Raw genomic sequence first — 13,224 nt, forward strand, 5'->3', positions numbered from 1 at the left:
TCAGAGAGATAGAGATGAGGGGCAGGTACGTGGACAGGGAGTCACAGAAGGTGTAGAACGTACAGCACTCCAACACCGGTTACGAACGCGACGAGCAGGTCGCTTTTTCTGTATGCGATCGCAAACACCACCACTCCGGCGACGAGTTTCTCCGCGCTGCTGAGCACGTCGGGAAAGACGAGTGCGGCGAAAACCGAGGAGGGTACGTACTTGATGTACCTGCTGTCCTCAATTTTCACAAAGAATGGAGTAACCCTCGTCAGGTACGTGACCAGAGCCATTCCGAGAATCAGGATTGCCCAGTCCATCTCTCCGCCACACCTCCCGCAACTATTCCGGCAATTGCCGCGAGAAATATGCCCATACTCGATCCGAGGAGAACAGCCACGACACCTGCAACTGCCGCAGAAACCGCGTGGCTCGAACTTCTAACGTTTGATGTGAGGATTGCTATGAACATCGCCGTCAGCCCGAAGGGCAGCACCGCATTTACGCTGGCAGGAATGAGCTGGCCGAAAAGCAGTCCGAAAGCCGTGCCGGAGACCCACGCTGACAGTGCGAGGAGGTTCAGCCTCAGCTGAAATGAGTAGTCTCCACTTTCCTCAGCCCTCGATATCCCGACTGCAAACGTTTCGTCAGTAATTCCAAAAGCGAGTATGGCCTTTCGAATTGAGCTGAGCCTTCCGAATAATCCGGCCATGTAGCTTGACATGAGCAGGTGTCTGGAGTTTATGAGGAGTGTCGTCAGCACGATAAGTAGCAAACCCGCTTTTTCGTCAATCATCCTCAGCGCTATGAACTGGGCCGCACCTGCAAACACCAGGAGAGACATCAGTACCGAGGCAATTCCGAGGTGCTGAGATGCGAGGACTCCGAATGCAATTGAGATGAAGAAGTAGCTGACCATCAATGGGAATGCTTCTTTCAGGGCCATGGTTCGCCCTTTTCTGATCTGCTAATAAGGTTATGGCAAACCTTTTTTACAATTGCTCGAAACTTCGCTCGATGAGGCGGCTGTTCATAGTAATTCTGCTCATTGCCGTGGCCACGAGGCTGTACATGCTCGACGACAGACCGATGGATCACGACGAGAGCATACACGGGTATCTGAGCTACATACTCATGAAGGACCACAGGTACAGTTACGATCCCGCATACCACGGCCCCTTCCTGTACTTTACGACGGCGGGTGTGTTTTCGGTACTTGGCGATTCCAAGTTCACCGCCCGTCTTGTTCCGGTGGTATTCTCTCTGATCGGCATACTGTTTGCCCTGAAGTTCGAGAGGTTTAACCGAAACGCACCCCTATTCGCTGTGATTCTGCTGGTGTCCCCGTCAATCCTGTACTACTCCCGCTACCTCAGGAACGACCTGATAGTCCTCGCGTCCTTCATAGTGGTTGTGTACAGCTACTTCTCCTACAGAGAGAGCGGAAAGGCGAGGTACATCTACCTTGCCTCACTGTTTGCCGCGATAATGGTCACTGCGAAGGAGAACGGATACCTGTACCTCGGAACGATCGTGTCGTTCATCGCATTCAGCAGACTTGCAGAGAAGGACTTCAGCGTAAGTGGAAGGTTCATCAAGCACTTCGCTATCGCGTTCTCACTCTCTTTCCTCATCTTTGCCTTCCTGTACACATCTGCTTTTTCAGACCCGGACGGTTTGAAGAGGGCAACCATTGACTCGTTCGCACACTGGTTCAAAATGCACGAGAAGAACGACCACTGGAAGCCGATATACTACTACTCAAAGATGATTCTCGAGTACGAGTTCCTGGCCCTCGGTATGGTCCTCGCGGGTTTGCCGGAGTTCATCAAGAGGGTCAGGTCGAAAAAGCTGACGGAAATAGAGCTTTTCGCCTTTTACTGGCTCGCGACTGCCTTTGCGATATACCACGTGCTGAACCACAAGGTTCCGTGGCTGCTCGTGCACCTGGTTGCACCCATGGCGTTTTTCGGTAGCCTGTATGCCGGATACATCAACAGAAAGGTTGGACTTGCCGCATTCGCGGTCTTGCTCGCCGCAACAGCAGGAGTTGCCGGGTACCTAACATACGTGGACAGTACGAACACGGAGCACGACCTCATATACATTCAGGCCCAGAGAGATGTCGAGGTGCTCGCCGAGAAGATAATCCAGTACAACGGATCTGTCCTCGTGTTCGTTCCCGGAAACGACTACTGGCCCCTGCCTTGGTACCTCAGACATCACGACACCGCGTTTTCGAGCAGGTACTACGACGGTTACGACGTTGTCATCACCTCAAAAGAGCAGGTGGAGTTTGTAAAAGAAAAGGGATATTCGCTTGACGGAGTTTACACCCTGAGACCTGGCCACGACCTGTACTGGCTACATAAGACCGAGGGCGGTTAGTTCCTCTGCAATTTTTTCAACCGCCCTTCTTGCATCTTCCGGATTCTTGCCCCCGGTAACCACCATTTTTCCTGAACCGAATATCAGCACAACGACTCTCGGATCCCTCAGCCTGTAAACAAGGCCTGGAAACTGCTCCGGCTCGTACTCAATGTTCTCGAGTCCAAGTCCTATTGCTATGGCGTTCAGATTGAGATCAACACCGAGGTCTGCAGAGGCCACGATGTTCTGAACCTTCACCTCGGGATCCTCATAAACGGGGATGCCAAAGCTGCCAATGATCTTGACCACCTGTTTCACGGCTCTCCTCGCGTCCTCAACGCTTTTACTCCCGGTACATACAACCTTACCGCTCCTGAATACAAGTGCCGCTGCTTTTGGCTCTTTTATTCTCAAAACAAGGCCAGGAAACTGCTTCGGTTTATATTCTGCGTCCTTAACTTCTCTCGCAATCTTGTTCAGATCTATGTTCTCACCAATCTGGGTTGAGGCAACAACATTCTCAATCTTAATTTTGTAGTCTGTAGCCATATTTAAAGACCTTTATAAACCCTATATATACCTTTGCATGAAGAAAAAAGTGGGTCAGGCATTCTCCTGGTACCACCTGACCAGCTCCTCGAACTGAGAGTGGGTGTTTACGTTGTTCGTCTCCATTGGGCTCTTGAAAAAGAACCCCAGCTCCTTCACCACACCGTACACTCCCTTCTTCTTTGCGAAGAGTAGAAATCTCGCTATGTCTATTGTGAGTGGAGCTGCAACAATGGCATCGATCGCATCCCATATGAAGTAGAACTTCATCTTCCTTCCGAGGAATCCCTCGAAGTGTATGAAGTCGAACGCGGTCTTGTTGTCCGCGAGCGACGGGAAGTACTCTATCTGGGTTATGCTGAAGGGCGAGTAGCCGTATATCTTCTCGAGCACCTTGTCCTTGCTTATGACCTTGCTCTCCTTGTTCTCCTTGTGGCTCAGCACGAGTCCATCGAGGTCTCCGAGGATGTTGTAGCTCATCCATCCGAGGACCTTCAGGTTCCTGTAGACGAACATTGGTGCGAGGGTCGTCTTGACCAGCGTTTCCCCGGTTTTTCCGTCGTTTCCTGCGTGAGGAACTTTCTTCTCAATGGCAAGCTCCTTGAGGGCGGGAAGGGATGACCCAACGCTGGGTGTGAAGTTTCCGTAGGGTATGCCGTTCTTTAGCGCCACGTACGCGTACAGCATGCTCGCCGACGCGTACTCCTTAGCGTCCTCCTCAATCATTTTCTCAAAGCCATCGAGCGTGCCGTGGTACTTTTCACTCTGCCTTATTATCGGCTCGGTCGAGGCGGAGTTTATCATAACGGTTTCGCCGTCGGCAAACCTCTTCACGTCCCTCTCGAGCCTCTCAACGATCTCAGACAGCGTCTGCACCTCGTTCTCCAGTACGTCCAGCTCTCCCAGTGCCTGCACACCACTTCCGCAGTTTATTGCCGTCCCCTTCGCGGCCTTTATGCTCTCCAGATCCTCCCTAACCTTCTCGAGCTGTTCCAGCTCGAAGTGCCTGTTGAGCTCCCAGTGCTGGAGTGATGCGGCGTAAGCGTTCTCAACCCTCCTGATTTCGTGACCGCCAAACTCGAACTTCAGAGGGGCATACCTGCCAATTCCCTCGAACTGCGGCAGCTCGCTGACGAGTCCAGTCGTGGACATGCTGCCCCTCTCAATGAGCTTTCCACCGAGCATTGCCGTGGTGGATACAATCCCATAAGCGCCAATGTACCAGATCTTCATGGCCATCACCTCCAAGAAGCGTGAGGTTCTGAAAATTTTTTAACTGCTCGGTATAAAAATTTTTGTGGAGATCGAGGAAATAAGGCAGCTCGCTGACATGCTGAGGGATGCAAGGTTCCACGATGGAAAGGTAGAGGTCGATGTTGATGTGCTCGACGCACTCCTCAAGGTGCTGGGCAGGGCGGTGGCCGAGATCGACATGGGCAATGTTTATACGGCCAGGGAAATTCTGAGCGAAGTGGGTGAAGAGATATTCAGAGCCCTTAAATCGTTTTTAAACGAACACTGATTCGCCAATCGTAAAATTTTTATACATTCTGTATAAAAACCGGACATGGATTTTCTCGCAAAGAGGTTTGCAGAGCTGATAGCAGGGAACATCGTCTTCTCGGACAGCTACGGTGATGCAATAAAGAAGTGGAGGGCGATATTTGACATCTCACAGAAGGAACTTGCAGACAGGCTTGAAATAACCCCATCCGTGATAAGCGACTACGAGTCAAACAGGAGGAAGTCGCCCGGCACGACGTTCATACGGAGGCTCGTCGAGACGCTCATCGAAATAGACCGGGAAAGGGGATGGAAAACGCTTTCAAAGTACAAGGACCTTCTCGGAGTAGAGTTCGACGTAATAACTGACATCAGGGAGTACTCCAGGCCGTACAGCTCTGCAGAACTTGCCGAGGCTGTGGAGGGTGTTACCATAACGAGCTTTGGCAGAAATGCGATGGGGCACACGGTCATAGACAGCCTGAGAGCGATACTGGAGATGAGCAGCTATGACTTTTACAGGCTTTACGGCCTCACGAGCGAGAGAGCTCTCGTGTTCACTAAGGTGTCTACCGGAAGGTCGCCGATGGTTGCTGTCAGGGTCGCAAACCTCAAGCCGTCGGTCGTAATGCTCAACCCGCTCACTCCGGAGAAGGTGGACAGGCTTGCCACGAAAATAGCGGAAATAGAGGGGATAGACCTCATCCTCACAGAGCTCGAGGAGGAAGAGGTCGTCGAGAGGTTGAGAAACCTGGGGGTGTGAGAATGGTTGGAATAGTATCTTACGGCACGTACATTCCCAAATTCAGGATAAAGGCTGAGGAGATTGCGAAGATATGGGGGGAGAATGCGGAGAGCATCAAGAACGGACTCGGCGTTTTTGAGAAGAGCGTTCCGGACATAGACGAGGACACAGTGACGATATCAGTCGAGTGTGCAAGGGAGGCGCTGAAGAGGGCAAAAATAGACAGGAAAGACATAGGGGCCGTTTTTGTTGGATCAGAAAGTCATCCCTACGCCGTCAAACCCACGGCCACGATCGTTGGTGAGGCGCTCGCAATTAACAGCTTCTTCCACTCTGCAGATCTCGAGTTCGCCTGCAAGGCCGGAACGGCCGGGATACAGAACTGCATTGCCATGGTGAAGGCGGGGATGATCAGGTACGGGCTCGCCATAGGGGCTGACACGAGCCAGGGAGCTCCCGGAGATCCGCTGGAATACTCTGCAGCTGCTGGAGGGGCGGCCTTCATTATAGGAAACGAAGGCGTGATAGCGGAAATAAAGGACACGCTGAGCTTCACCACGGACACACCCGACTTCTGGAGGAGGGAGGGTCAGCCGTACCCGAGCCACGGCGGAAGGTTCACCGGGGAGCCTGCATACTTCAGGCACGTCTCGACTGCAGCTAAGGAGATAATGCGCAGGAATGGTCTGACTCCGGAGGATTTCTCGTACGCTGTGTTCCACATGCCCAACGGGAAGTTCCCGGTTAGGGTTGCGAAGATGCTCGGCTTCTCGAGCAGGCAGATAGAGCAGGGGCTTGTGGTGAGGTACATAGGAAACACGTACTCCGGATCGTCCCTGCTTGGATTCGCAGCGGTTCTTGACGTTGCGAAGCCGGGAGACAGGATTCTGCTCACGTCCTTTGGAAGCGGGGCGGGGAGTGACGCGTTCGTGGTTGAAGTGAATGAGAACATAGAGAGCTTCGAGAGGACTCCAAAGGTCTGGGAGAAGATAGAGAGGAAGGTGTACATCGACTACGGCATGTACGCGAAGCTCAGGAGAAAGATCAGGATGGGGTGATGCTCATGAGAAGGGTTGCGATCATCGGAGTTGGTATGTCAAAGTTCGGAGAGCTCTGGGACAAGAGCTTCAGGGACATAGTGATTTCTGCAGGAACTGAGGCGATAGAGGACGCGAACCTCGAGGGTAAGGAAATCGAGGCGATGTACGTTGGCAACATGAGCGGTGGAAGGTTCCTCGCACAGGAGCACATAGCCGCGCTGATCGCCGACTATTCGGGACTCGCGTCGATGAACATCCCGTCGATAAGGGTCGAGGCGGGAGACGCGAGCGGCGGTGTGGCGCTGAAGGAAGCGTACATAGCCGTTGCCAGCGGGATACACGACGTGGTCATAGCCGCCGGAGCGGAGAAGGTTACCGACGTCGGCTCTGCGATGGACATAATGAATTCCTCCACAGACCAAGAGTGGGAAGCATTCCATGGCGCGACGCTTGCGAGTCTGTACGCGATGATGGCGAGACTGCACATGCACGAGTACGGAAGCACCGAGGAGGACCTCGCGATGATAAGCGTAAAAAACCACAGAAATGCCGTCTACAACCCCAAAGCTCAGTTCAGGAGAGAGATCAGCGTTGAGGCCGTCATGAACTCCCCCTACGTGGCAGAGCCGCTGAAAATGCTGGACTCCGCACCGATAAGCGACGGTGCGTCCGTCGTTATTCTCGCCAGCGAGGACGTTGCGAGGAAATACACGGACACTCCCGTTTACATAGACTCCATCGTCCAGTCGAGCGACTACTTCGCCCTCCAGAACCGAGAGGACATTCTCGAAATGAAGAGCGTCAGAGTCGCCACGAGAAAGGCGCTGAAGCTCGCCAGGTGTGAGCTGAGAGACATCGACGTTTTCGAAATGCACGACTCCTTCACGATAACGGAGATGCTGCTCTACGAGAACGTGGGTCTGGCCGAGAAGGGGCATGGTCACAGGCTGGTGAGGGAAGGAGAGGTGGAGCTGGGAGGAAAGACTCCCGTTAACCCATCCGGAGGTCTCAAGGCGTGCGGACACGCGGTGGGAGCCACTGGAATAAGGCAGGCCGCTGAACTGGTCATTCAGCTCAGAGGAGACGCTGGAAAGAGGCAGATTGACGCTGAGAGGGGAATGGCCGTGAACATAGGTGGAACAGGTGCCACGGCGGTGGTCTCAATCTTCAGGAGGTGATGGCCGTGCTTCCCAGGTTCTGGAGAAAGATAAAGTACAGGTACAACCTCATTGGAACGAGGTGCGAGAACTGCGGGAGGGTGTTCTACCCGCCGAGAAACCTCTGTCCCGAGTGCAGAAGGAAGAGCAGCATAAAAGAGGTAGAGCTCGGAGACAGCGGGACTGTCCTCAGCTTTTCAGTCGTGCACGACACTCCCGAAAACCTGAAGCTCGAGAAACCATACGTCGTGGGACTGATAAGGCTCGACAGCGGGGTTGTGGTGACCTCACAGATAGTGTGCGACCCTGAAGACGTGAAAATCGGGATGAGGGTGAGGGCCACATTCAGGAAGTACGGCGAGGACGGGGAGGACGGGATCATCTACTACGGAACAAAATTCGTGCCCGCTGAGGAATAAGTTTTTTATTTTTTACCCTCGCTCTGTTATTCCAATGCTGTTCGGAACCGCTGGCGTTCCAAACTCTTCTCCCGGAAGGAGCACAATAGACGGAATTAAGGCAGTGAGGGAGCTTGGACTCGACTGCATGGAGGTTCAGTTCGTCAGGGGGGTCAGGATGAAGGACGCAATGGCAAGGCAGGTGAGAATGGTTATGGAGTCCCTGAATGTTTCACTAAGCGTTCACGCTCCTTACTACATAAATCTGAACGCAGACAGCGAGGTCAAGGTGAAGCAGAGCCTTCAGAGGCTTTACGAATCGGCCAGAGTGGGGAGCGTAATGGGCGCGAGGAACATAGTGTTTCATCCCGGGTACTACATGAAGAGGTCGAGGGACACGGCCTTCAGGAGGGTGAGGGATGCCATCGAAGAGCTGGTCGAGGAGGTTTCTGAGTTCGGAGTGGTTTTGAGACCGGAAACGTCCGGAAAGAGGGAGCAGTTTGGGGAGTTAGACGAGATCCTGAGGCTTTGCTCCGAGATTGACGGCGTTCTGCCATGCATCGACGTCAGCCACATTCACGCGAGAACTATGGCGTTCAACAGCTACGGGGAATTTGCGAGCATGCTCGAGAGGCTTGAGGCGGAGCTCGGAAAGGAGGCTCTCGAAGACTTGCACATCCACGTGAGTGGAATAGAGTACGACATCAAGGGGGAGAAGAGGCACCTCAACCTGTCAGAGTCGGACTTCAGGTTCGAAGAGTTGCTGAAGGCACTGGTGGATTTCTCGGCGGATGGCATGCTCGTCTGCGAGAGCCCGAACTTAGAGGAGGATGCGCTGATGCTCAAACGGAGGTTCGCTGAACTCAGGCGGACTGCTGGGGCTCGAGACTGAACTCCTCCACAACCTCGTTCAGCTTCCTGAACCAGTTCTCGAGCTCGTTTCTGAGCCTCTCCTTCAGCGTTTCTATTGGAATTGGGACGTACAGGTACTTGTACCCTCCGTGCTTGAGTATCCTGTACTCCCTCTCCACCAGCCCCTTCTCCATCAGGGACTGCAGACTCCTGTAAACCCCGCTCCTGTCCTTCCCAACTATCTGAGCCAGCTCGTCAACACCGACGTTTGGGTGCTGGTGGAGCGCGAGATAAACCTCAATTTCCGACGGCGTCAGGTTGAGCACGCACTTCAAAATATGGTGAAACGTAGTTTCTCCGGAGAACAACTCTTTAAGCCTCTCCTCGTCCATTCTCACTCACCTTTTTTCTATGATGATGAGGGCATTTTCCGTCTCAACGACGTCTACATCCCTCCCGCTCACGACCTTCTCGAGCCTGACATCGAACCAGTCCCTTTCGAGCTCGATCTTCTCACCATCAACATCCACTGTAACTCTGCCATCCTTTATAAGCTTTAACATTTCCTCCTCGCTCATGTTCTGGACCGCCTGAAGCACCACCCTGACCCTGTCCCTGAACTTCGGCCCGAGAACGCTGAACTTGGGCTTCAACTCAGCTACTCTCGTCTCTATCTCCGGCATCTCCCTTATCAGTTCCACCTGAGCGTTGAGCGCTCCGGCAATATCCCTGACGTCAATTTCCTCACCCGAAAGAATCATCATTCTCCCGAGCGGCGCGTTAAGCGCTATGCCGTTGTCGTGCTTGTACCTCCTCACCGCCTCCACTATGCTCTTTATCAGCTCCCCCCTCCTCTCCGCGCTCTCATCTACGAGCGACTCGTCAGCCTCTGGATAGCTCTGCAGGTGCACGCTGCCCTCTCCCGAGAATATCTGCCACGTCTCCTCTGCGAGGAACGGAGTTATTGGTGCGAGCATTCTTATAAGGGCGGAAATCACCGTGTGAAGTGTGTACTTCGCGGGGAGCTTCTCCTCCTCCGTGCCGGAGTAGAGCCTGTTCTTGACCAGCTCGATGTAGTTGTCAGCAAACTCGTACCAGGTGAACCCCCTGATGGCCTTGAGGGCATGACTGAAGTTGTACTCCTCCATGGCCCTGTCCACTTCTGCTATCAGCCTGTTGAGCCTCGACAGTATCCACCTGTCAGCATCTCTCAGATATTTCCTGTGGTCTTCCTCAGGCCTGTATCCTTCGAGGTGGGGCATGGCAAACCTGATGATGCTCCAGAACTTCTGCTGGAATCTCGAGGCTGCGACGACCTCCTTCCAGCTGAATATTACGTCCGTGCCCATCACTCCCCCTATGGCTGCCCACTGCCTCATCGCATCTGCTCCGTACCTCTCTATAACCTCCTCAGGAGAGATGACGTTTCCCAGGCTCTTGCTCATCTTCCTTCCATCCTCTCCGAGGACCATTCCGTTTATCACGATCTCGTACCAGGGAATCTGACCAGTGAGGGCGAGGCTCCTCAGAATCGTGTAGAAGGCCCACGTCCTTATTATGTCGTGACCCTGGGGCCTGAGGTGCGTGGGGTACTCCTTCTGGTCGTCCGGCCATCCGGTTATGGCGAGTGAGGTAATGCTCGAGTCCATCCAGGTGTCGAGAACGTCGTCCTCACCCACAAACTCGGTGCTCCCGCACTTCGGACACGGTTCCCTCGGCATGTCCTTCGTCGGATCCACGGGCAGCCATTCCTCCTTCGCAACCACCGTTTCTCCACACTTCCTGCAGTACCAGACCGGAATCGGAGTGGCGAACACCCTCTGCCTGCTTATGACCCAGTCCCAGTCCATGCTCCTGACCCAGCTCTCGAGCCTGGAGAACATGTGCTCCGGAACCCACCTTATCTTCCTCGCCTCCTCCAGAATCCTCTCCTTGTCCACCTTCACGAACCACTGCTTTTCTGCGACGATTTCAACTGGAGTCTTGCACCTCCAGCAGACACCGACGTTGTGGTCCACCTCCTCCTGCCTGATGAGCCTGCCCTCCTTCTTCAGGTCCTCGAGTATCCTCTCCCTCGCCTCCTGTATCGTGAGGCCCCGGTACTTGCCGGCCTTCTCGTTGAGTCTGCCATCTCTGGTCAGAATATCTCTCAGCTCGAGCCTGTGCTTCTTCCACCACCTCACGTCCTGCCTGTCTCCGAAGGTGCAGATCATCACCATTCCCGTGCCGTACTCGGGATCGACCTCATCGTCCGCGATGACCCTGACCTCGTGTCCCGTGCCGGGTACCCTGACGACCTTGCCGACAACGTCTCTGTAGCGCTCGTCCTCCGGATGGACGGCGACTGCCACGCAAGCAGGTATGAGCTCGGGCCTCGTGGTGGCGATTATGACGTCCTCGTCAAACTTTATGTAGTTCAGCTTTGTCTTTCCGGACTTGTACTCAATCTCCGCGAGAGCTATGGTCGTCTCGCACCTCGGGCAGTGAATGACGGGATGCTCTCCCCTGTATATCAGCCCCTCGTTGTACATCCTGACGAAGCTCACCTGTGTCTTCCTGTAGTACTCGGGGTACATCGTTATGTACTCCTTGCTCCAGTCTATGCTGAATCCGAGCCTCCTCATGGTCTTTCTCATCTTCTCTATGTTCTCCTCCGTGAACTTCACGCAGAGCTCCCTGAACTTCTCTCTCGGAACGTCGCTCTTCTTGATGCCGTACATCTCCTCAACCTTTACCTCCGTTGGAAGTCCGTGGCAGTCCCATCCCTGCGGGAACATGACCTCGTAGCCCTTCATCCTCTTGTAGCGGGCTATGAAGTCAATGTAGCACCAGTTGAGCGCGTTTCCGATGTGGAACGTGCCCGTGGGGTAGGGGGGAGGGGTGTCTATGATGAAGTGCGGCTTCTCAGAGCTCCAGTCGAAGTAGTACATCTCGTCATTCCACTTCTCGACCCACTTCTCCTCAACCTTTTGAGCGTGATACTCCTTCTCCATCAGATCACCTCACGTAGTTGGTGAGCCTCCCAATTCCGTCTATCTCGACGACGACCTCATCCCCCCTGCTGAGCTTCCCCACACCTGCAGGTGTGCCGGTGGTTATCACGTCACCCTCCTTGAGAGTCATTATCGATGAGATGTACGAAACGAGCTCGTAAACGTCGAATACCAGGTTTGATGTGCTCGACTCCTGAACCTTCTTCCCGTTCAGGTATGTCCTTATCCCCAGGTTCGAGGGGTCGAGGTCTGTAACCACGTACGGGCCTATTGGCGAAAAGGTGTCGAAGGACTTGGCAATTCCCCACTGCCAGCCAGCCTGCTGGAGGTCCCTGGCAGTGACGTCGTTGAAGCACGTGTACCCCAGAATGTACTCCTTAGCCTCATCCGGGGAGACGTCCCTGCACCTCTCCGCCATAACGACGGCGAGCTCACCCTCGTAGTCAACTCTCCTGCTCTTTTCCGGCAGCACTATGTAATCGCGATCTCCAACGACCGATGACGGTGACTTCATGAATAGGGCGGGTTCAGAGGGGATCTCCATCCCCAGCTCTTCAGCGTGATCCCTGTAGTTGAGACCCACGCCAACTATCTTCTCGGGAGTTACGGGAGGGAGGAACCTGACCTCATCAGGGTCAAACGTTAAACCGTCAATCTTGATTTTTCCGTTTTCGATTTCAAAATAGTCCTCGAAGAAGTCTCCTCTCGCAGTGAACCTGCCGTAGACCATCATGTCCTTAGCATTTTTCTTGCTAAATATATTGATTTCTCTTAGTGACCAGCAGGAGTGAAATTTCTCTCAGCGTAAGGCCAAAAATTTATAAAAGGTGTAAATACTTGTGACTGATATAGAGGTGAGGCATTTGACAGTGGTGCTGATAGTTGAGGACGACGATTCGGTTATGGAGGTCCTGAGAATAATGCTATCTGACAGATACACCGTCCTCGAGGCGAGAAATGGGAGGGAAGCGATAGAGCTGTACAGGTCGTACAGGCCGGACATCGTGCTGATGGACATCATGATGCCCGAGGTGGATGGGATAACCGCCACGAAGGAAATAAAGAAGATAGACCCCGGAGCCAGGATAATTGGCGTTACCGCGTATGCGAAAAAGAAGGCTAAGGAGCTCATTGAGGCCGGGGCGCTCGAGGTCCTGGAGAAGCCATTCTCAAGGAAGGACGTGATTTCAGCTATCGAAAAGCACCTCGGGAGTAACTGAGCCTGCAGACCGTGTTTTTCACGTCATATGTTTCTTTCCACGAACCTCACAAGATCGCTCCTGTCGAGCGGCTTTATCGCAAAATCGTCCGCTCCGGCTGAGAGCGCCTCCTCCACGACGGACGGATACGACGTGTAAATCAGGATTTTCGTGTCGGGGCTTATCCTCTTCAGCTCCTTCACTATTTCGATCCCCTCCTTTTCTGGGGGTTCAAGGTTGTTCATAACGACGACCGAGGGAAGCATTTCAGAGAACACGTTTATGGCCTCCTCCATGTTAGTCGCAAGGGCCACATCTCCTATACCGGACAGGAAGCTCTTCAGCACCTCGGCAACGCTCTCATCCCTCTCAACAACCAGTATCCTGACCCTTCCAGTTCTTTTCATTAGACGTATAGGTGAATGGGAGT

General features: G+C 53.6%; 16 protein-coding genes. 8 read left to right on the forward strand and 8 right to left on the reverse strand.

Features of this window, described 5'->3' with window-relative positions:
* Positions 1 to 41: 41 nt before the first annotated feature.
* Entirely contained in the window at positions 42 to 308 is a 267-nt protein-coding gene (locus ACXJJC_RS01065; RefSeq protein ID WP_456368709.1) for an AzlD domain-containing protein, read from the reverse strand.
* A complete protein-coding gene (locus ACXJJC_RS01070) occupies positions 290 to 934 on the reverse strand; it encodes an AzlC family ABC transporter permease (RefSeq protein WP_456368711.1) in 645 nt (214 codons plus the stop codon). Before ACXJJC_RS01070 ends, ACXJJC_RS01065 begins: the two co-directional genes overlap by 19 nt.
* 71 nt (positions 935 to 1,005) lie before the next feature.
* On the opposite strand from ACXJJC_RS01070, the gene ACXJJC_RS01075 reads away from it, so the two are divergent.
* Positions 1,006 to 2,376: a flippase activity-associated protein Agl23 gene (locus ACXJJC_RS01075; RefSeq protein WP_456368713.1), complete on the forward strand. Its 1,371-nt coding sequence runs from the start codon at positions 1,006 to 1,008 to the stop codon at positions 2,374 to 2,376.
* Here the strand turns inward: ACXJJC_RS01075 and ACXJJC_RS01080 are convergent.
* Positions 2,353 to 2,907, reverse strand: a complete 555-nt coding sequence (locus ACXJJC_RS01080; protein WP_048096338.1) for a TATA-box-binding protein — start codon at positions 2,905 to 2,907, stop codon at positions 2,353 to 2,355. The genes ACXJJC_RS01075 and ACXJJC_RS01080 overlap by 24 nt on opposite strands.
* Before the next feature lie 54 nt (positions 2,908 to 2,961).
* A complete protein-coding gene (locus ACXJJC_RS01085; protein WP_456368715.1) occupies positions 2,962 to 4,140 on the reverse strand; it encodes an inositol-3-phosphate synthase in 1,179 nt (392 codons plus the stop codon).
* Positions 4,141 to 4,204: 64 nt separating this feature from the next.
* Here ACXJJC_RS01085 and ACXJJC_RS01090 point away from each other — a divergent pair, with 64 nt between their 5' ends.
* From ACXJJC_RS01090 to ACXJJC_RS01115, 6 genes are read left to right on the forward strand one after another with little or no spacing between them, the layout of a single operon-like run.
* Positions 4,205 to 4,429, forward strand: a complete 225-nt coding sequence (locus ACXJJC_RS01090; protein WP_456368717.1) for a hypothetical protein — start codon at positions 4,205 to 4,207, stop codon at positions 4,427 to 4,429.
* Between the two features lie 45 nt (positions 4,430 to 4,474).
* Positions 4,475 to 5,173 (forward strand): helix-turn-helix domain-containing protein, encoded by a 699-nt coding sequence (locus tag ACXJJC_RS01095; protein WP_456368719.1) that lies wholly within the window; start codon positions 4,475 to 4,477, stop codon positions 5,171 to 5,173.
* A 2-nt stretch (positions 5,174 to 5,175) separates the two neighbouring features.
* The gene (locus tag ACXJJC_RS01100) at positions 5,176 to 6,213 is read left to right on the forward strand and encodes a hydroxymethylglutaryl-CoA synthase (RefSeq protein ID WP_456368721.1); all 1,038 of its coding nucleotides are present in this window, start codon (positions 5,176 to 5,178) and stop codon (positions 6,211 to 6,213) included.
* A 5-nt stretch (positions 6,214 to 6,218) separates the two neighbouring features.
* Positions 6,219 to 7,373, forward strand: coding sequence for a thiolase family protein (locus ACXJJC_RS01105; protein ID WP_456368723.1), 1,155 nt, complete (start codon positions 6,219 to 6,221; stop codon positions 7,371 to 7,373).
* Positions 7,374 to 7,378: 5 nt separating this feature from the next.
* On the forward strand, positions 7,379 to 7,771 hold the full coding sequence (locus ACXJJC_RS01110) for a Zn-ribbon domain-containing OB-fold protein (RefSeq protein WP_456368769.1): 393 nt from the start codon (positions 7,379 to 7,381) through the stop codon (positions 7,769 to 7,771).
* Positions 7,772 to 7,805: 34 nt separating this feature from the next.
* Positions 7,806 to 8,642, forward strand: a complete 837-nt coding sequence (locus ACXJJC_RS01115; RefSeq protein WP_456368725.1) for a TIM barrel protein — start codon at positions 7,806 to 7,808, stop codon at positions 8,640 to 8,642.
* Here the strand turns inward: ACXJJC_RS01115 and ACXJJC_RS01120 are convergent.
* The 3 genes from ACXJJC_RS01120 to ACXJJC_RS01130 are packed head-to-tail and all read right to left on the reverse strand — an operon-like array spanning position 8,614 to position 12,328.
* Positions 8,614 to 8,994, reverse strand: a complete 381-nt coding sequence (locus ACXJJC_RS01120) for a helix-turn-helix domain-containing protein (protein WP_456368727.1) — start codon at positions 8,992 to 8,994, stop codon at positions 8,614 to 8,616. The genes ACXJJC_RS01115 and ACXJJC_RS01120 overlap by 29 nt on opposite strands.
* Positions 8,995 to 9,000: 6 nt before the next feature.
* On the reverse strand, positions 9,001 to 11,595 hold the full coding sequence (locus ACXJJC_RS01125; protein ID WP_456368729.1) for a valine--tRNA ligase: 2,595 nt from the start codon (positions 11,593 to 11,595) through the stop codon (positions 9,001 to 9,003).
* A 4-nt stretch (positions 11,596 to 11,599) separates the two neighbouring features.
* Positions 11,600 to 12,328, reverse strand: coding sequence for a fumarylacetoacetate hydrolase family protein (locus ACXJJC_RS01130; RefSeq protein ID WP_456368731.1), 729 nt, complete (start codon positions 12,326 to 12,328; stop codon positions 11,600 to 11,602).
* Between the two features lie 136 nt (positions 12,329 to 12,464).
* On the opposite strand from ACXJJC_RS01130, the gene ACXJJC_RS01135 reads away from it, so the two are divergent.
* Positions 12,465 to 12,815 carry a response regulator gene (locus tag ACXJJC_RS01135; RefSeq protein ID WP_456368771.1) on the forward strand — a complete coding sequence of 117 codons (351 nt, stop codon included), beginning with the start codon at positions 12,465 to 12,467 and terminating at the stop codon, positions 12,813 to 12,815.
* Between the two features lie 23 nt (positions 12,816 to 12,838).
* On the opposite strand, the gene ACXJJC_RS01140 is transcribed toward ACXJJC_RS01135, so the two are convergent.
* Positions 12,839 to 13,201: a response regulator gene (locus ACXJJC_RS01140; protein WP_456368733.1), complete on the reverse strand. Its 363-nt coding sequence runs from the start codon at positions 13,199 to 13,201 to the stop codon at positions 12,839 to 12,841.
* Positions 13,202 to 13,224 lie beyond the last annotated feature (23 nt).

Source organism: Geoglobus sp., from assembly GCF_054018175.1.

Coding starts and splice junctions, on each gene's coding strand:
- ACXJJC_RS01065 (WP_456368709.1), bottom strand. CDS start 308: ATGGACTGGGCAATCCTGATTCTCGGAATGGCTCTGGTCACGTACCTG.
- ACXJJC_RS01070 (WP_456368711.1), bottom strand. CDS start 934: ATGGCCCTGAAAGAAGCATTCCCATTGATGGTCAGCTACTTCTTCATC.
- ACXJJC_RS01075 (WP_456368713.1), top strand. CDS start 1,006: ATGAGGCGGCTGTTCATAGTAATTCTGCTCATTGCCGTGGCCACGAGG.
- ACXJJC_RS01080 (WP_048096338.1), bottom strand. CDS start 2,907: ATGGCTACAGACTACAAAATTAAGATTGAGAATGTTGTTGCCTCAACC.
- ACXJJC_RS01085 (WP_456368715.1), bottom strand. CDS start 4,140: ATGAAGATCTGGTACATTGGCGCTTATGGGATTGTATCCACCACGGCA.
- ACXJJC_RS01095 (WP_456368719.1), top strand. CDS start 4,475: ATGGATTTTCTCGCAAAGAGGTTTGCAGAGCTGATAGCAGGGAACATC.
- ACXJJC_RS01100 (WP_456368721.1), top strand. CDS start 5,176: ATGGTTGGAATAGTATCTTACGGCACGTACATTCCCAAATTCAGGATA.
- ACXJJC_RS01105 (WP_456368723.1), top strand. CDS start 6,219: ATGAGAAGGGTTGCGATCATCGGAGTTGGTATGTCAAAGTTCGGAGAG.
- ACXJJC_RS01115 (WP_456368725.1), top strand. CDS start 7,806: ATGCTGTTCGGAACCGCTGGCGTTCCAAACTCTTCTCCCGGAAGGAGC.
- ACXJJC_RS01120 (WP_456368727.1), bottom strand. CDS start 8,994: ATGGACGAGGAGAGGCTTAAAGAGTTGTTCTCCGGAGAAACTACGTTT.
- ACXJJC_RS01125 (WP_456368729.1), bottom strand. CDS start 11,595: ATGGAGAAGGAGTATCACGCTCAAAAGGTTGAGGAGAAGTGGGTCGAG.
- ACXJJC_RS01130 (WP_456368731.1), bottom strand. CDS start 12,328: ATGATGGTCTACGGCAGGTTCACTGCGAGAGGAGACTTCTTCGAGGAC.
- ACXJJC_RS01140 (WP_456368733.1), bottom strand. CDS start 13,201: ATGAAAAGAACTGGAAGGGTCAGGATACTGGTTGTTGAGAGGGATGAG.